Source organism: Dactylosporangium sp. NBC_01737, assembly GCF_035963215.1.
Lineage (GTDB): Bacteria > Actinomycetota > Actinomycetes > Mycobacteriales > Micromonosporaceae > Dactylosporangium.
Genome location: NZ_CP109153.1, coordinates 11521388 through 11538897, shown reverse-complemented (window position 1 = coordinate 11538897; position 17510 = coordinate 11521388). Strand labels below are relative to the sequence as shown.

The following is a 17510-nucleotide window of genomic DNA, read 5'->3' as shown; positions in this document are numbered from 1 at the left end:
CCAGCTCCCATTATGCTGCCGGCGTGGCAGAACCGGACGCCGATGCCGCCGCCGTGGCGGTGCACCAGGCTCGCGTCGACGGATTCCTGGGCGCGGGCGTGTTCCGTAAGACGATCTGGCGGTATGACAACGCCGTCGGGCGGATGCGTGGGAGTGTGGCGAAGGCCGACGACGAGGTCGCGCTGTCGGTCGTGGTCGTCACCGGTGACATGCTCCGGTCGTGGCGGGCGGACTGGTGCGGCGGCGCGCTGCTCGCCGATCTCAGCCGGCGGGCGTTGCCGTGGCGGATGGCGGACGTGGCGCTGCTGCTCCGGTTCGTCGGTGACCTCGACGACGCCAACATCCCGGCCATTGTGCGGGCCGCCGTCAGCGCCGCCGGGCGGCTGGATTTGGCGGACCGGCGGGCGCTGGTACCCGTGGCGCAGGCCGTGTTCACGGGGCTGGACCGGCGCCGGTCGCTCACGCCGACCGAGCGGAGCCGGCTCCGGGCACTGCTGCGGTCCCTGCTGGCCGGGGCCGGGGCAGCGGTCGACCTGGTCCACGCCGGCGACGGCTGGGGAAGGCCGCGGTGGCACGGCTGCCCGCCGCCGCCGGACCGTTCGTCGCGCACCTCGACGGCGCCGCGCCGACCCCGACGGCCGCGTGGTCCGCGCGCGCCGGGGTGCTGCTGCGCGAGATGCCCGACGGGCACCGGCTGGTGCACGACCTGCTGACCGCCGTGGCCGCCGGCGACCCGGCCGACCACGCGGACGCGTCCGGCGACTTCGAGCCCCGCTGGGTCGGCTCGGACAACGGCATCACCGTCCGCGGCCTGCTCTGGTCCGCCTGCGCCCTGGACGCGGCAGCCGCCGGCGCCGCGGTGCCGGCGATCGCCACGGCCGCCACGCTCGGCCGCGCGGTCGACGAGCGGGCCGTCAACGCCGCCATCGACGTCCTCGGCCGGCGCGGACCGCCCGGCGAGGCCGCGCTGCGCGAGCTGCAGCGCACCGTCCAGGGCCCGCCGCGCAGGGTCCGGCGCATCGCCGCGGCAATCGGTCCGTAGGACCGGCTCACCGGATCCGGCGCGGATCAGGCCGGACTACGACCTCGGGGTGCGCAGCGCGGTCGGGTCCGTCAACGCGCTCGCGCAGAAGCTCATCACCCAGCAGGAGCAGGACGTCCGTCGCCGACCTGGAGCCGCCCGGCGGTGAAATCCAGCGGAGACTACCGGAGCGGCGGCGGGTAGTCTCCCCTGTCGATGGGCATGAGCTTCACGGTGGTGGCGGTCGCGGGCGCTGACGCCCGCGACGTCGCGGCGCGGATCGGCTGGGGGCTCGGCGACGCCGAGGTCGCCTTCGACGGCGGCGCCGCATGACGTGGCGGCTACCGTTCTTCGAGGCGCTCCGCGACGCCCGGCGCATCCTGATCGCGGGCGCCGGCGGCGGGTTCGACGTGTACGCCGGGCTGCCGCTCGCCCTGTCACTCATGAACGACGGCCGGACCGTCCACCTGGCAAACCTGTCGATCGTCAACCTGTATGAGGTGGGCGCGTGGCTGGAGCCCGGCATCGCGGCGGTCACCCCGGACACCGTCGCCTACAGCGACTACTTCCCGGAACGGGCCCTGGCCCGATGGCTGGCCCTGCACCGGCTACCCGCGACCGTCTTCGCGTTCCCCCGCACCGGTGTACGGCCGTTGCGCTCGGCGTACCGGCGCCTGGCGAAACGCCTCGACCTCGACGCGATCATCCTGGTGGACGGCGGCACCGACATCCTCATGCGCGGCGACGAGGCGGCCCTGGGCACCCCGGTCGAGGACGCGACGAGCCTCGCCGCCGTCAACGGCACGCCCGTGGCCACGAAACTGGTCGCCGTGATCGGGTTCGGCGTCGACGCGTACCACGGCGTCAACCACGTCCAGGTCCTGGAGAACATCGCCGCCCTCGACCGCGCGGGCGCCTACCTCGGCGCGTTCACCGTGCCGTCGCACGGCCCTGAGGCGGCCCTCTACCGCGACGCGGTCGCCCACGCGCGGGCCATCGCCCCCGACCGGGCCAGCATCGTCAACGGCCAGATCGCCGCCGCCCTGACCGGCGCCGCGGGCGACGTGCCACTCGACGGCCGCGCCGGCGGGACCCCACTGTTCGTGAACCCGCTCATGGCCATGTACTTCACGTTCGACCTGGCGGGGCTGGCGGCGCGGTCGCTGTACCTGGACCGCATCCGCACCACCGACGACATGCTCCAGGTCAGCCACACCATCGAACGCTTCCGCGACGAGATCACCCCGCGGCCGAGAGTCGCCTTCCCGCACTGACACGGCGTCAGCTGAGGTCCACGTCTCCGTCGCTGGAGGTGACCCTTTCGAGACGGGGCAGGCCGCGGAGCACGGCCCGGAGCGCTTCGTCGGGTACGAGTGGGAGCGTGAGCTCCGTGAGCGCGGTCAGCTCACCGATCCACGCCGGGATCTCCTCGATCTCGTTCCACCACAGCCCGAGGTACCGCAGGTTGGTCAGGCGGCGGATCCATTCCGGCACCGTCGTCAGGCCGTTGCCGGACAGTTCCAGGCGGGTGAGGGCGGTGAGCTGTCCGAGGGTGTCCGGCAGGCTCTGCGGCTCGTCCCGGAACCAGCCCAGGTACAGGTTCAGCTCGGTGAGCCGGGCCAGGTTGCCGATGCTGTCCGGGAGCCGGTCCGAGCGGGTGTCGATGAGGTTCAGGGTGGTGAGCGCGGTCAGCCGGCCGAGGAAGTCCAGGGACTCGGATTCCAGGTTGTTCTCGCTCAGGTCGAGCACCCGCAGCCGCGTGAGGTGGCCGATCACCTCGGGGATCTCCTCGATGCCGTTGTGCGTGACGTCGAGCTCGACCAGGTGATCGAGTCCGGTCAGCCAGCCGGGCAGGTCGTCGATCATGTTGAACGGCAGCTTGAGCGACTCGAGATGGGTCAGCCGGCGCACGGCGTCCGGCAGCTCCCGCAGCCCGCACCGCGACAGGTCCAGGACCGGTGAACGCGCGGCGAGCGCAGCCTCGATCCGTTGACCGGCCTCATCCATGCATGCATGGTAATGACGTCGGCACACCCGGGCCCCGCGCACTGATGCCGCAGTGCATGGCCGGCCCTGTGAGGCCCTACAGCCTGTAGCGGATCAGGACCGGGGTACCGGTGATGGTGATCTCGGCGCCGGCGGCGACGGTCTGTGTGGTGCCGTCCAGGCGGAGCACTGCCTCCGCGCCCGCCTCGGCACGCAGGGTGATCGGGGCGGCGTGGGTCCAGCGGATGAGGGCGCGGCGGTTGCCTTCCGGGGTGGAGAGGACGAACTCGCACTGCCACACGTACGGGGGCAGTTCCACGGCCTGGCCGTTGCCGCAGCCGCTGATCTGGGCGCCGGCGACCCAGCGTTGCAGCTGCTGCACGGCGAGGGCGGCCTCCGTCGGGGCGCCCTGGTCCGGCTGGAGGACGATGGGGATCTTCGTGCCGCCCCAGTTGTAGAAGTACATCCGCTGCAGGTTGGTGGCGCGGGCCAGGAGGCCGACCAGGAAGAACCGCACCGCGTAGTCGCGGGCCCGCTCTCCGTCGAGGTGGCCCTGCAGCGGGATGTCGTAGGTCGTGCCGGTGTTCCACAGCGGCGGGTGCACGCCGATCTCCTGGAAGAGCCGGCCGATCAGGGCGGTCAGCTCCAGCATCGTCTCCGGCGGGTCCTCCGGCGAGCGCTGGTGCAGTTTGATGCCGGCGGCGTGGCAGTGGCCGTACCCGCCGAGCTCCGCGAAGCGCCGCAGCACCTTCTGGCCCTCGGCGTTCCACAGGTTGCCCATGCCGGGGCACACCACGACCGCCTTCGGGTCGGCGGCGCGGATGATGGCGTTCGCCCGCCGTGTCATCTCGACCAGCGTCTCCACCGAGCCGCTGTACAGCCTCGGGTCGTTGGCGAAGACCCACAGCTCATACGCGGAGATGCGGCCCTGGTACCGGCCGACGAGCGCGCTGACGAACGCGTCCCACGCCGTCAGGTCGTCGGGCGGCGCCGACCTCGCGCCGTCCGGGTAGACGGTCAGGGGGCCGTTCGGCGCGGCCCATCCGGGCGTGCCGCCCATCACGAACAGGACCGGCAGATTGTGGCTGCGCGCGCCGTCGACGAGCCGGTCGAGGATCGTCCAGTCGAACTGGTCCCGCGCCGGCTGAATGCGTGACCAGGTCGTCTCGCTGTCCCACAGGCGCACCGCCCCGGTCGTGAAGCCGGGCATGTGACCCGATCCGCTGTTGATCGTCACCCCGAAGTACTCCGAGGGCACCGGCTGCGGGGGCAGCGTCCAGGTCGGTCCGCTGATCCACTGCGGTGTCGCGGCCGCGGTCGGGCTCGCGCTCGTCGTGAGGTTCTTCGGTGCGGGGTCCGGAGCCACGCTCATCCGCGTCGCCACGGCGGTCGCGGTCACCAGCAGCAGGGCCGCCAGCGTGGCGAGCGCAGCGGTCCTCCACCTGCGCCGGGGTTTCGCCGGTACGGCCACCGCCGGCACCGTCGCAACCGCTTCGCCCAGTTCCACCGGCGATGCCTGTTCCACCGGCAATGCCTGCTCCGCGGCTTCTGGGGCTTCCGCGGCTTCTGCGGCTTCCGACGACGCCTGGCGAAGGGCGGCCGTCCACAGCGGGTACAGCCGGTCGAGCTCGGCCCGGTCCGCGCCGCACGCCCGGGCGATCCGCTCCACCGTGCCGAAGTCGTGCGGCACGGCCCGCCCGGCGATGTACCGGTGCACCGCCGACTTGCTCAGGTTGACCTTCTGCCCGATCTGCACATGACTCAGCCCACTGCGTTCCTTGAGCCCGCTCAGCAGCGCGGCAAGGTCGCCAGGACGGTGCGGCATCGCCGTCTTCTCTCCAGAGGGGTCGGGTGCAGCATCGTACCGACCGTCCCAGGATTCGCACATCCCCGCAGGTCGGCACGAGGATGCCGTCCCAGCGTCCCGACCTGCCGGCCGCTGCTGGCGGCCCGGCGGCGGGCCTTGGCAGACTGCCGCCACCGCTGCTTCGGCGCCGACCGGATACGCATCAACGGGGGTATCCGGTCGTCGCCGCGCGGCGCCCGGCGCCGCATCAGTCAGCCGGCCAGGCGAGCCCGGGGGTGGGCCCGCCTGGCCGGTGAGGGAGGGAGGATCAGTTGCAGTTGACCGACACGTCGTCGACCCACGCCGCGACCGTGGTGCCCGGGCCGTTGCCGACCACCGACACCCGGACCATGAAGAACGTCGGGCTGTTCGTCCACGAGGTGCTGAACTTCGTGTACGGCGCGTCGGAGGTCAGCGTGGCCGACTTCAGCGCGATGTAGTGGAAGTCGAAGCTGAGGATCTCGAAGTTGATCAGCTGGAACCCGCCGGTCGGCGCCGGGTTGACGAAGACCGACGCGGAGCAGGTCTGCGGGTGGCTGAGGAACACGTTGCGGCTGACGGAGGAGAAGCCGTCGCCACGGATGGTGATGAACGCGTCGCGGACACCGGTGCGCACCTGCAGGGAGCTGAAGCCGCCCGCGCCGTCGCCGGAGTGGGAGAACGACCAGTTCTGCAGGGCGGGCGGGGGCTCGAAGCTGTCGAAGATGTTCACGTTCGCGGACGCGGGCGTCGCGCTGACCGCGAGCACGCCCACGGCCAGGGCTGCCGCGACGAGCACGGCGCGGAGAGTGCGGATCAAGGGCATTCCGGGTACCTCACGTTCGATCGGCGGGCCGGCCGGTGGGGGAGTCCACCGGCGCGGCGGTGGCCGGCGACGTTGCGCGACCACCGCCACCACCGTCACCGCCGCGGACCGGCCGGCGCCGCCGCCGGGCGGCAAAGTTCCGGTCAACTGCCGGTCCGCCGGCCGGGACTGTCACCCGGGCGACATCGGCGCGGCGGGCCGCCCGCGGCGGGTGTCGCGAAGGCGACCGAACCCGGGCCGTACCGGCGCCGTGACAACCCGTGTGAGTGCCGAGGCCGGACCGTTCGCCGAACTGATGCGGCGCCACCGCCGCACCGCCGGGCTCAGCCAGCGGGAGCTGTCGTCACTGTCCGGGCTCAGCGAGCGCGCGATCCGCGACCTCGAGCGCGGCTCGACCGCCAGACCGCGCGGGCACTCCGTGCGGGCCGTGGCGGCGGCCGTGGGTCTCGACGGCGCCGAGCTCACGGCGTTCCTGTCGGCCGCACAGGACGGCGCCGCCCCGCCCCCGCCGCCCGCCGCCCTGGACGACCTGGTCGGCCGGGACGAGGCCCTGCGGGCGCTGCTGGAGCTCGTCGCCGTCGGGCGGCGGCGGATCGTCACCGTCACCGGTCCCGGCGGCGTCGGCAAGTCACGCCTGGCGGCCGCGCTCGCCGCCGTGGCCCGGCAGCGGCACGGCCTGGACGTCCGGGTGGTGGACGTGTCGGCGCTGGGCGAGCCGGACCTGGTCACCGAGGTCGTCGCGGAGGCGTTCGGCTGTGGTGGCACGTCCCGCCTCGGTCACGTCGACCGGGTCGCGGCGCACCTGCGCGACCGCCGGGCGGTGCTCGTCCTGGACGGGTTCGAGCGGCTCGTCGGCGCCGCGCCCGACGTGGCGGCCCTCGCCGGGCGGTGCGCCGGGCTGACCGTGCTCACCACCAGCCAGCGGCCGCTGCTGGTCCGTGGAGAGCGGGAGGTCCGGCTCGTACCGCTGCGGCTTGCCGATGCCGTCGCACTGTTCGAGGCCCGCGCCGCCGCGGTGCGCCCCGGTTTCGCGGTGACCGACGCCGACCGGGCCGAGGTGGCCGCGATCTGCCGGCGCCTGGACGGGCTGCCCCTGGCGGTCGAGCTGGCCGCGGCCCGGATGCGGCTGCTCACCCCCGCCGAGCTGCTCGACCGGCTCGACAACCCGCTTGCCGTGCTGGCCGGCGGGCCGCGCGACCTGCCGGCCCGGCACCGGTCGCTTCGGGCCACGATCGAGTCGAGCCTGGCGGTCGTCGGCGCACCCGCCGGGGTCCTGTTCGACCGTCTCGCCGCGTTCGCCGGCGGGGTCGCGTTCCACGACCTGGAGGCGGTGACCGCGGCCCTCGGCGACGACCCGCCGTGGCTGCTCGACGCGCTCGCCGAACTGGTCGACACGAGCCTGGTGCGGGTCACGACCGACGGCGGCGGCTCCCGGTACCGGCTGCCCGACGCGATGCGTGAACTGGCCGCGCAGCGGCTCGCCGCGTCGCCCGGCCGCCACCGCGTGGCCCGAGCCGTGGCGGTGCACTACGTCACCCGCCTGCGCGGCCGCGACACCGGGCAGGACACGGGCCAGGACACCGACAACGTGCGGTCCGCGCTGGCGTGGGCGGTCACGCACGAGCCGGGCATGTTCGACGCGGCCACCGTCGACGCGCTGTTCGCCTACTACGAGCGCACCGGCCGCCTCACCGAAGGCCACGGCCTGCTGGCGAAGGCGGGCGCGGCCGGGGCGCCGCACGCCCACGTCCGCGCCGGTCAGCTCGCCCGGCTCCGTGGCGACCTCACCGACGCCGCCCGGCTCGCCGCGCTCGCACTCACCGGCCTGGACCCCGGTGACCACAGCGGACGCTGCACGGCGCACCTGACGCTCGGCTCCGTCAACACCGACCGCCGCGACAGCCGCGCGGCCCGCACCCACCTGCGTGCCGCGCTCGTGCACGCCCGCCGCGCCGGTGACGTCCGGCTGATCGGCAGGGCACTGAACAACCTCGGCACCCTGTCGATGGAGCTGGGCAGGCTCGCCGACGCCGACCGGCTCCTCGGCGCCGCGCTGGAGGCCAAGCGCCGCAGCGGTGCCGGCGACGTCGACTCCGGGCGGACCCTGTTCAACCTCGCCGAGACGGCCCTGGACGCCGGGCGGCACCGCGCCGCCGAGGAGCACGCCCGGGCGGCGGCCGCGACGCTCCGCGACGGCCACCCGCGTCTCGCCGCGTTCGCCGGCACCACCCGGGCGCTCGCGCTGCTGCGGCTCGGGCGGACCGGCGAGGCCCTCGCCGCCGTCCGGGAGGCGGTCGCGCTGCTCGGCGAGTCCGGCGACGACCGGCGCACGTTCGCGGTCATCGGGCTGCGGTACAGCGTCGTGCTGCACGCGGCGGGCGAACGCCCCGCGGCGGCGGGGGCGCTGCGGCAGGTGCTCGCGGCCGCATTGGACAGCACCGACCGTGACTGCGGCGAGGCCGCGAACGCCCTGGAGAGCCACGCGAGGCTGCTCGCCGCCGCCGAGCCGGTCGCGGCGGCGAACCTGCTCGGCGCCGCCCGCCGGATCCGTGCGGCGTCGAGCCGGCCGGTGTCGGCCGCGACCGCTTCGGAGCGGCGGCCGCCACGGACCTGTGCCGCGCGGCGCTCGGCGGCGGCCGCTTCGACCGCCAGTGCGCCCGCGGTGCCGCCATGTCCCGCGACGCCCTCGCCGCCGCCGTCAGCGCGGACCTGTAGCCGGCTGGAGGTCGGGGACCGGCGCGGTGCGGGCCGGGCGGCGCACCAGCAGGGTCACGACGGCGAGGAGCGCGACGGCCGCGGCGAACAGCAGCCAGACCCGGCCGAGCCCGGTGGCGGCCGCGGCCAGCAGCGGACCGGCCCACATGCCGGACGTCATCGCGAGGGTGAGCGCGGCGTTGTACCGGCCGCGCAACGCCTCCGGCGCCAGGGCGTTGACCAGCGCCGGGAGCGCACCGGCCAGGAGCAGCTCCCCGGCGCCCACGAGCACCGCCGCGAGCGGCAGCGTGACGCCCGCGCCGAGCAGGTGCGAGCGGGCCTCGACGGCGCACAGCAGCCAGCTGGCGGACCATACGGCCGCGGCGGCGGCGATCAGCTGCGGGGGTCGCAGCCGCGCGCCGGCCCGCAACGCCAGGGGCAGACCGGCGACGATGGTGAGGCAGTTGGCGACGCTCGCCCACGACATGGCACCCGGGTCCCCGCCGGTGACGGCCACGACCGGTAGCCCGGCGTTGTAGACGCCGTACCCGGCGGCGGACATGAGCAGGGCGACCAGCAGCACCCGCAGCAGCGCCCGGTCGGCGAGCAGCGCCCGGTAGCCGCCGCCGGCCGCCGGTGCGGTGCCCTGGACCGCGGTGGCCGGCGCGCCGGTGGGTGTCCTGGTGTGCGCGGCCCACACCGCGCCGACCGCGACGAGGCAGGTGGCCGCCGCGACCCACCACAGCGCGGTGAGGTCCCCGATTCCGACCAGCACACCGGCGGCGGAACCCGCGCCCATGCCCGCGTTGAACAGCGCGAACTGCAGCGTGAACGCCCGGCCCTGGGCGGCCTGCGGGACCAGGCCCGCGATCAGCGTCGCGTAGGCGGGCAGCGTCACCGACCAGCCGAACCCGACGGCGGCCACGGCGCACCCGAGCAGCAGCAGATGCTCGCCGGTGGCGACGAGGACCAGCCCGCAGACGGTGACGGCGAGGCCGCCGGTCATCACGCGGTGGCCGCGGTACCGGTCGGCGAGGGCGCCGCTGAGCCAGTTGCCGGGGAAGCTGGCGAGCGCCAGCAGCGACGTCATCGCGGTGGCGGTGACGAGGGGCACCCCCTTCACCGAGTGCAGCAGGATCACCAGGTACGGCTGGGTGAGCCCGATCCCGACGGCCGATACGACGTCACCGGCCAGCAGCAGCCGCAGGGCGGCCGGGAGCCGGGGTCTGCGCAGGGTGTCGTGCATCGTGTGCTCCTGATCCGCGGGCGGTTCTCGACGGTGTCGGCGCAGTCTGTGCCGGGTGCCTTGCCGAACTCTTGGCGCCGCGGGCGGGCGGGCTCCAAGTCCGCCGCAAGTTCGGGCCAAGCGGCGCCGGGCACGCTCATGGAGCCCGGTCGGGACCACCCGCCGGGCCCACGAAACCGAATCCAAGGAGCACTCCGATGCAGCGTTCGACCACCGAGGCGCCCGTCGTCCGGACCCAGGTGCGGGCCGACGGCCTCGCCACCAACCACAGCCAGGCCGTCACCGCCGTGCGTGGCCTGACCCAGAACCACAGCCAGGCCGTGGCCACCGTGCGGGGCCTGACCTCGAACCACAGCCAGGCCGTCACCCGGCTGGTCTGATCCACGACGCGGACGGCGGGGAGCGAACCATGGCACCGGATCCCGTCGGCGAGGCGGTCGCCCTGCACGACCGGGCGCTGTCCGCCTGGGACGAATGCCGCTACCCGCTGGCCGCGGACCTGTGCCGGCGTGCCCTCGAACTGCTCGAGGCGCACGCCGGTGCCGGCAGTCCCGACGTCGCCAACGTCCTGACGCTGCTGGGCGGCGCGCAGGACGAGCTCGGCGCGCACGGGGAGGCCGAGGCGCACCACCGCCGGGCCGCCGGCATCATGGGCGCGCTGCCGTCGCAGCCGGACGTGCTGCTGCGGCTGCGCGTCCAGGCGGCCCTCGGCCTGGCCGGCAACCTGCGCCGGCAGGGCCGCTACGCCGAGGCCGAGCGGGTGTACCTCGCCGCGTGCGACGACGCGGCGGCGACGTGGACCGCGCTGGAGATGGTGCCGCTGCACAACGAGCTCGGGGTGCTGTACAAGTTCGCCGGCCGCTTCGACGACGCGCAGGCCCGGTACGCGATCGTGCGGGCGGTGCTGGAGGACGCGTACGGCGCCGGGCATCCCGTGCTCGGCGCGGTCTGGCACAACCTCGCCGGCCTCGCGCACAGCCGCGGCGACCTGGCCGAGGGGGAGGCGTACGCGCGGCGCTCCCTCGCCCTGCACCGTGCCGCGTTCCCGCCCGGCCACCCCGCGGTCGTCGCCGACGAGGCGCACCTCGCGGCGCTGCTGCAGGCCCGCGGCAACCACGCGGAGGCGGAGCCGTTGCTGCGCCGGGCGATCGGGTACTTCACCGACCTGCACGGGCCGGACCACGTCGACGTCCTCACCAACCTGCACAACCTGGCCGCGGTCCTGGCCGGCTCCGGCGACCCGGCGGGCGCGGAGGAGCTGTACCGCCGCGCCCTGGACGGCAAACGCCGCACGTTCGGGCCCGACCATCCGGAGCTCGCGCTGACGCTCAACAACCTGGCGGCCCTGACCGCCGGCCGCGGCGGGCACGCGGCCGCACGCGCCATGGCGGCCGAGGCGCACCGCATCCTCGCGCCCCGGGTCGCCGCCGACCACCCGGTCCTGCGCTCCGTGGCGGGCTTCCTCGAAACGGTGCGGACGGCACGGTGACGGGTGTCCGGCGGGCGGCGGGCACGGTCGGCGACCTACCCGCACGGGTGCCTGGCCGGCTCGCCCCGCCGCCGGTGGCAGGAAAGGTTCGCCCGGGTCGGTGACCACAGGCCTCGGCGACCGCTCAGCGCGGCCCCGGCCACGACGGGCCGCCTGCTGTCCACAGTGGACGCCGCGTCCGGCACCTGCTGCTCAAACTCGGCCTGGCCGAGTCCGAGGACGGCCAGCGCCGGGTCCTGGCCGTCCTCGCCCACCTGCGGGCGTCCCACGGTCACCGCCCCTGACCCACCCCGGTCCGCGATCTGTGCCGTGACCCCCCCCGCCGGCCGTGGCGCAAGGGCCGGGGGCGCTGACACGGCGGCCGGGTACGTTGTATGCTCCCGGCGATGACTACCTCATGTCAGAGATTGGGGGTCCCATCCGCGCAAGGTGAGTGCTGATGCACTCTCATGACGCGAGTGGGGATTCCCGCCGTTCCTTCTGGCTGCGCGTGCGCGAGTTTGCCGTGCCGCCCTCCATGATCGAGGCAGCGACCGTCCGCCGTGGTGCTGGTGACTGGGCCGGGGCGTGTGCGGCGGCGCGTGTCGACGTCGATCTCGACCTGCGGGCCGTGGCCCGCTCCGGTGGTGCGGAGCTGTCCGCGCGGATCCGCGCGGACCTGCGGCACCTGGCGCCGGACCTGTTGCGGTGGCACATGCCGCGGATCGCTCCGGACGGGTTGCTGCGCCCGGGGCTGACCGTGTCCCTGGCCCGCTACGGCCCGGCCGGTGGCGGTGGGGTGCACCTCGTCGCCCGCACCCCGCCGGCGTGGGCGGACGCGGGCCAGCGGATCAGCCTCGCGCTGTGGGACGGTGCGCCGCGCGGCGCCGTACCCCATCCCCATCCGCATCCGGACCAGCGCTTCCGTCTCGACCTGCACCCGCACCTGTGGGACGCGCGCAGGGCCGGCGAGCTGCGCATCCGCGCCGGCCGCGGCGGCACCGCGCCAGGTGTGCCGCCGGGGCTCGGGTGCGCCGCCGACCGGTGGGCCGAGGAGGCCGCGATCCTGCGGCATGCCGAAGGGCGGCCCGGCTGCGCCGTGACCGTGCGGCTCGGCGCCAGGCACCGGCTGGTCGTCGGCGCCGACGGCCACGTCACCGCGGGCCCGGCACGTGGACGCGGCCCGATCCTGCCGGACGCGGCGACGTGGGTGCCGCCGGACGTGGAGCTGCTGCGCGCCGGGCTGCTCGACGCGGATCGGCTGCATCCGCTGGTCGCCGCCGCGCTCGCCCCGGACCGGCCGCGGGCCGGCCGCGCGCCCGGAGGCCCTGGCGATCCCGGTGCGCCGCGGATCGTCGAGTGCCGCGGCGACCGGCACCGCATCGGCCTCGTCGACGGCGTGCTCGTCGCGCTGGACCACGACCCGGGCGAGATCCGCCGTGAGGAGCTGCTCGCGGCGCTCGGCGGCCCGCCGCTGCCGTGCCTGCAGGCGATCGACGAGGCGCACCGCCGGCCGGAGTGCCTCGCCGACGTGCGGGGCCGCCTCGATCACGGCGACGCCGCCGGTGCCCTCGCCGTCGTCGAGGGCCTCCTCGGCGCGGACGCGGTGCTGCGGCACGGCGCGCTGCGCGAGGAGCTGGAGACCGCGGCGCTGCGCCAGGTCGCGCACGGGCTCTTCCGCGCCGGGCTGGCCGGCACCGGCCCGGGCCCGGCACACCGCACCGGCCGCCGCGTCTCCCGGTCGCACCCGCGGCACGCGTCGTCCCGCTGACCTTCCCCCTTCCCGCTGCTACCTCTCACAAAGGTGATGCCTCATGCCCACGTTCTCCGACCAGCTCGACGTCGCCGCCGAACTGCTCGCCCTGTTGCACGACACGGACACCGAGCCGCGCGCCGACGCGCAGCTGGAGGCGCTGACCCTCGCGGTCGCCGCCGACCTGCCGGTGCTGCTGTGGGGCGAGCCCGGCATCGGCAAGACCGCGGCCCTGACCCAGCTCGCCGCCGAGCTGGACCTGCCGCTGACCACCGTCATCGCCAGCGTCCACGAACCGTCGGACTTCTCCGGGCTGCCGGTCGTCGGCGACGACCCGGCGGTCCAGGGCGTGCCGATGGCCCCGCCGGACTGGGCCGTGCGCCTCGTGCGGGCCGGCCGTGGTCTGCTGTTCCTCGACGAGCTGTCCACCGCACCCCCGGCGGTACAGGCGGCATTGTTGCGGCTGGTACTGGAGCGCCGCGTCGGCGCGCTCCGGCTGCCGCCCGGTGTGCGGATCGTGGCGGCCGCGAACCCCCGTTCGTCCGCGGCGGACGGCTGGGAGCTGAGCGCACCGCTGGCGAACCGGTTCGTCCACCTGCAGTGGGCGCACGACCACGACGTCGTCGTCCGTGGCCTCGGCGGGACCTGGCCCCGCGCGTCGCTGCCGAGGCTGGACCCGCAGCGGCTGGGCGCGGCGGTCGCGTTCGCCCGGCGGGCCGTGTGCGGGCTGCTCGCCGCCCGCCCCGGCTGGTGCACCAGCTGCCGGGCAGCGAGGCCCGCCGCGGCGGGCCGTGGCCGTCGCCGCGCAGCTGGGACATGGCGCTGCGGCTGACCGCGTTCGCCACCGCCGCCGGCACGTCCCGCGACGTGCTGTCGATGCTGGTGCGCGGCACCGTCGGCGACGGCCCCGGCCTGGAACTGCTGGCTGGCCTGGACCGGATGGACCTGCCGGACCCCGAGACGCTCCTGGCGGACCCGGCGGCGGCGGACCTGCCGGAGCGCGGGGACCTGCGGCAGGCGGTCCTCGACGGCGTCGTCGAGGCGGTCCGCAAACGCCCGGAGAAGGATCGGTGGGACGCCGCGTGGGCGATCCTGGCCCGGGCCGTGGACACCGGCGCGCCGGATCTCGTGGTGGTCCCGGCGACCACCCTCGCCGCGCTGCGCCGCGTCGACTGGGACGTGCCGGAGCTGATCGAGCGGCTCGCCGGCGCGGTGTCGCTGTCGCAGCGCGCCGACCGGGCCGCCGCGCGGGTCGCCGCCTGATGCCGCCCGGGGCAGCACCCGCGCCGGGCCTGGACGTCGACAAGCTGTTCGCCGCTCGGTTGCACGCCGCCAGGGCCCGGCCGTACCTCGCAACCGCGCTGTTCGCGCTGCACGTGGTCGAGTCGCGGCGGGTACCGACGATGGCCGTCGACCGGCACTGGCGCTGTTACGCCTCGCCGGTGTTCGTGGCCCGGACCCCGGTCGAGGAGCTTGCCGGCGTCTGGGTCCACGAGGTGTCCCACCTGCTGCGCGACCACCACGGCCGCGGCGACCGGGTGGCGCTGGAGCGCGACCTGACCGGCCCGGGGGAGCGGCTGCGGATGAACATCGCCGCCGACTTCGAGATCAACGACGACATCTACGGCGACGGCCTCGCCCGCCCGGAGGGTGCCGTCTCGGCCCGGGACCTCGGGCTGGACGAGGGGCAGCTGATGGAGGACTACCTGGGGCAGTTCCGGCTCGGCCCGTACACCTCGGGCATGGTCTGGCTGGACTGCGGCAGCGGCGCCGACGGCCAGGTTCGGGCCTGGGACCTCGGCGAGGACGGCGCCCACGGGCTCAGCGGCCACGAGCTGGACGCGGTCCGCTTCCGGGTCGCGCAGGGCATCAACGCCCGCCCCGGCGACGTCCCGCAGGGGTGGCGGCGGTGGGCGGACGAGGCGTTCCACCCGCCACAGCCGTGGCGGGACCTGCTCGGCGCGGCGGTCCGCTCCGCGGCGGCGAGCGCCGCCGGGGCGACGACTACACCTACGGCCGGCCGGCGCGGCGCTCGGCCGGGCTGCCCGGGGTGGTGCTGCCGAGCCTGCGCCGCCGCCCGCCGCAGGTGTGCGTCATCATCGACACGTCCGGGTCGGTGAGCGATGCCGAGCTGGGCGGCGCGCTGCTGGAGGTCGCCGCGATCGGCCGGGCCGTCGGCGGCCGCCGCGACCTGGTGCGGGTGATGTCGTGCGACGCGGCGGCCGGGGTCGCCTATCCGCTGTGCCGGGCCGAGGGGATCCCGCTGATCGGCGGCGGCGGGACCGACCTGCGCGCCGGGTTCGCCAAGGCGCTGCGCACGACGCCCCGCCCCGACGTGGTCGTGGTGCTGACCGACGGGCAGACGCCGTGGCCGGAGGCCCGGCCGCAGTGCCGGACGGTGGTCGGGCTGTTCCCCCGCCACACCTCCTGGAACGAGGATGACCCCGACTATGTGCCGGACCAGCCGCCCGACTGGGCCCACGTCGTCGCCATCGGCTGACCGGCACCGGATCGGGCTCTGCGCGTCCGCGGGCGGAAGCTCACCCAGATCGCCTGACCGTCCACTTCAGACAGTCGTGGCGTACACCCGGAGTGTCACCTCGTTGCTCAGGTGGGTCTCCCCGTCGACGGTCAGGGCCGCCTGCATGGTCCAGACGGTCGGCGGGGTGGCCTGCCCGCCGTCGGTCACCGTGACCCGCGCGTGGTTGCCGCGCCCGCGGAACTCCACCGGCCCGAGCACCGTCTGCGCCCGCACCGTCCACTGGAGAGACTCGGAGAGCCGTGCCTCGTCGAACCCCGCCGGCACGACCACCGACAGCGGCAGCGTGAACGGCTGGACCGAGTAGCACGAGCCGCTGAACGTCTGCCCGGGGCACCCCGGCGCCTTCACCAGCAGCGGCAGCACCTCGCGGAGCCGGTCACCGGCCGGGACGAGCGGCGCGGCGCTCCCCGCCGACGGCGACCCGCCGGGCGCCGACGGACTGGTCGAGACCTTTGCATGTCCCGATGCGGCAGGTGTACGGCCGGCGCCGGGCGACCCCGACACCGCGACGCCCGGCGGCACCAGCGCGGGCGGCGGGCGGCGGCCCCGCGCCGGGCGCCGAGGGCACCCCCGCGGCACCGGCGGAGCCCTTCGGCGAACCGCTGCGGACGCCGAGGAACCCGGCGACGGCGGCGACGGCCAGCAGTATCACGAGGACGGTCAGCAACACCGGCGGGCGCCGCAGCAGCGGCAGCCGCACGCTCGCGACGGCGGGCACGGGCACCGGGTGGTAGACCGTCGACAGTGGACGGTCAGCGTCGAGGAGGATCTCCGCGGTGATGTCGGTGTCCTCACCCGGCTCGGGCACGACGGGCTCGCCGAGGTCAGGGGAGGCCGCAGGGGGCGGCGTGGCAACGGGTCCGGTGAGGTCCGCGGGGACGGCCGGGACCGTGGCGGCGCTGAGCACGGTGAGCGCTCCGGGGCGCGCCTCCAGCGCTGCGGTGCACACCGCGCAGTCGGGCAGATGCGCCGCCACCGCCTTGCGCAGCGCGGGTCGTGGCCGCTTCGCGCCCGCGACGAGCGCCGCCAGCTCCGGGCAGCCGGTCCCGCCGGCGAAAGCGTCGGCGGTGAACATGGCGACGTCGAGGTAACCGCCGGGTTCCACCAACCGGTCGACCGCCTTCCGGGTGACGTCCACCTTCCTGCCGAGCGCCGCCGCGACCGCCGTCAGGTCGACCTGCCGGTGGCGGGGACGGTCCGCGTACTCGGGCAGCAGCAGCGCGAGGAGGCTCCAGTGCTGCTCCTCCAGGGCCGGCCGGGCGGCGTACAGGGTGCCCGCGGCGGGTGTCGCGGCCTCCTTGCGCTGCCGCAGCCCGGCCTTGACGGCGGCGCGGGCGAGCGCGAACAGGGCCGCCGGGTCGTCCTCGTCCGATCCTCGCTCCGCGACGGCACGCAACGCCTCCGTGGTGGCGGCGAGCGCCGCGGCCTCGTCGCCGCACGCGAGGGTGACGCAGTAGCGGTACACCTGGACGTGCTGCATCGGCCGCCTCTTTCGCCTGGGTCCGCGGGCTCAACGATCGAGCCGTGGCACAGGTCGCGTCCGGGACCATTGCGCAACCTCTATGGGTTACGCCGCGGCCGGCAGCCGGAAGGCCCGGTCCCGCGGGGTGCGGGGCCGGGCCTTCGTCGACGGCAGCGTCACGCGCCGCGTGCGGGTCCGGCGCCACGCCCGCCGCGAACCCGCCCACATCGGCGGCCGCCTCGACCGCCGCCGGCGCGGACCTCACCGACGGGACCGCGGTGGCCGTCCCGACGCCGAAGCCCGAACCGATCGGCCTGACCGCCGGCAAGGCGAAGGTCGCCGGCACCGACGCCGACGTCGTGCGGTTCAAGGACCGCGTCGTGTACCGCTTCGAGGCCGACGAGAACAAGCCGCCGAAGGTGAACTGCGTCGGCGACTGCCTGGTCATCTGGCCGCCGCTGCTCACCGACGGCACCCCCGTCAAGCTCGCCGGCGTCAACCCGGGCCTGGTCGGCTCGGTCCAGCGGGCCGACGGCCTCACCCAGGTCACCCTCGACGGCTGGCCGCTGTACCTGTACAAGCAGGACGAGTCGCCCGCGGACACGAAGGGTGAGGGCGTCGGCGGCAACTGGAGCGTCGTGCGCCCCGACGGCAGACCGGTGGTCAGGAAATGACCAGAGCTAAGCT

The 17510-nt window shown here is 75.4% G+C and carries 14 protein-coding genes and 3 pseudogenes; 10 read left to right on the top strand and 7 right to left on the bottom strand.

The genetic code is table 11. The features are described from left to right. The first annotated feature begins 23 nt into the window (after positions 1-23). The 3 genes from OHA72_RS53205 (at position 24) to OHA72_RS53195 (ending at position 2295) form a co-directional block, all read left to right on the top strand. Positions 24-713 (top strand): hypothetical protein, encoded by a 690-nt coding sequence (locus tag OHA72_RS53205; protein ID WP_327003749.1) that lies wholly within the window; start codon positions 24-26, stop codon positions 711-713. Beyond that, positions 677-1042: a hypothetical protein gene (locus OHA72_RS53200; protein ID WP_327003748.1), complete on the top strand. Its 366-nt coding sequence runs from the start codon at positions 677-679 to the stop codon at positions 1040-1042. The genes OHA72_RS53205 and OHA72_RS53200 overlap by 37 nt, the downstream gene beginning before the upstream one ends. Before the next feature lie 308 nt (positions 1043-1350). Then, positions 1351-2295 (top strand): DUF1152 domain-containing protein, encoded by a 945-nt coding sequence (locus tag OHA72_RS53195; RefSeq protein WP_327003747.1) that lies wholly within the window; start codon positions 1351-1353, stop codon positions 2293-2295. A gap of 7 nt (positions 2296-2302) precedes the next feature. On the opposite strand, the gene OHA72_RS53190 is transcribed toward OHA72_RS53195, so the two are convergent. The 3 genes from OHA72_RS53190 to OHA72_RS53180 all read right to left on the bottom strand — a co-directional run bounded on the left by OHA72_RS53190 (position 2303) and on the right by OHA72_RS53180 (position 5631). Then, positions 2303-3028: a leucine-rich repeat domain-containing protein gene (locus OHA72_RS53190; RefSeq protein WP_327003746.1), complete on the bottom strand. Its 726-nt coding sequence runs from the start codon at positions 3026-3028 to the stop codon at positions 2303-2305. 76 nt (positions 3029-3104) lie between these two features. Further along, the gene (locus tag OHA72_RS53185) at positions 3105-4832 is read right to left on the bottom strand and encodes a helix-turn-helix domain-containing protein (protein ID WP_327003745.1); all 1728 of its coding nucleotides are present in this window, start codon (positions 4830-4832) and stop codon (positions 3105-3107) included. A gap of 289 nt (positions 4833-5121) precedes the next feature. Further along, positions 5122-5631, bottom strand: a complete 510-nt coding sequence (locus OHA72_RS53180; protein ID WP_327011981.1) for a hypothetical protein — start codon at positions 5629-5631, stop codon at positions 5122-5124. Between OHA72_RS53180 and OHA72_RS53175 the strand changes: the two are divergent. Continuing rightward, positions 5558-7789: pseudogene (locus OHA72_RS53175) on the top strand (ATP-binding protein); the annotation flags it as partial. The gene OHA72_RS53180 and the pseudogene OHA72_RS53175 overlap by 74 nt on opposite strands. Positions 7790-8356: 567 nt before the next feature. Here OHA72_RS53175 and OHA72_RS53170 read toward each other — a convergent pair. Next, a complete protein-coding gene (locus tag OHA72_RS53170; RefSeq protein ID WP_327003744.1) occupies positions 8357-9598 on the bottom strand; it encodes an MFS transporter in 1242 nt (413 codons plus the stop codon). A gap of 197 nt (positions 9599-9795) precedes the next feature. On the opposite strand from OHA72_RS53170, the gene OHA72_RS53165 reads away from it, so the two are divergent. After that, on the top strand, positions 9796-9978 hold the full coding sequence (locus OHA72_RS53165; protein ID WP_327003743.1) for a hypothetical protein: 183 nt from the start codon (positions 9796-9798) through the stop codon (positions 9976-9978). Positions 9979-10007: 29 nt separating this feature from the next. Further along, positions 10008-11087 (top strand): tetratricopeptide repeat protein, encoded by a 1080-nt coding sequence (locus OHA72_RS53160; protein ID WP_327003742.1) that lies wholly within the window; start codon positions 10008-10010, stop codon positions 11085-11087. A 35-nt stretch (positions 11088-11122) separates the two neighbouring features. On the opposite strand, the gene OHA72_RS53155 is transcribed toward OHA72_RS53160, so the two are convergent. Beyond that, a complete protein-coding gene (locus tag OHA72_RS53155; protein WP_327003741.1) occupies positions 11123-11362 on the bottom strand; it encodes a hypothetical protein in 240 nt (79 codons plus the stop codon). 164 nt (positions 11363-11526) lie between these two features. Here OHA72_RS53155 and OHA72_RS53150 point away from each other — a divergent pair, with 164 nt between their 5' ends. The 3 genes and pseudogenes from OHA72_RS53150 to OHA72_RS53140 all read left to right on the top strand — a co-directional run bounded on the left by OHA72_RS53150 (position 11527) and on the right by OHA72_RS53140 (position 15319). Then, the gene (locus OHA72_RS53150; RefSeq protein WP_327003740.1) at positions 11527-12837 is read left to right on the top strand and encodes an amino acid adenylation domain-containing protein; all 1311 of its coding nucleotides are present in this window, start codon (positions 11527-11529) and stop codon (positions 12835-12837) included. 43 nt (positions 12838-12880) lie between these two features. Further along, positions 12881-14082: pseudogene (locus OHA72_RS53145) on the top strand (AAA family ATPase). Further along, positions 14082-15319: pseudogene (locus tag OHA72_RS53140) on the top strand (vWA domain-containing protein). Before OHA72_RS53145 ends, OHA72_RS53140 begins: the two co-directional pseudogenes overlap by 1 nt. Before the next feature lie 66 nt (positions 15320-15385). On the opposite strand, the gene OHA72_RS53135 reads toward OHA72_RS53140, so the two are convergent. Beyond that, positions 15386-15724, bottom strand: a complete 339-nt coding sequence (locus OHA72_RS53135) for a hypothetical protein (protein WP_327003739.1) — start codon at positions 15722-15724, stop codon at positions 15386-15388. Between the two features lie 13 nt (positions 15725-15737). Further along, positions 15738-16841: a hypothetical protein gene (locus tag OHA72_RS53130; RefSeq protein ID WP_327003738.1), complete on the bottom strand. Its 1104-nt coding sequence runs from the start codon at positions 16839-16841 to the stop codon at positions 15738-15740. 260 nt (positions 16842-17101) lie between these two features. Here OHA72_RS53130 and OHA72_RS53125 point away from each other — a divergent pair, with 260 nt between their 5' ends. After that, complete coding sequence (locus tag OHA72_RS53125; RefSeq protein ID WP_327003737.1) at positions 17102-17497, top strand: COG4315 family predicted lipoprotein; 396 nt, start codon at positions 17102-17104, stop codon at positions 17495-17497. Positions 17498-17510 lie beyond the last annotated feature (13 nt).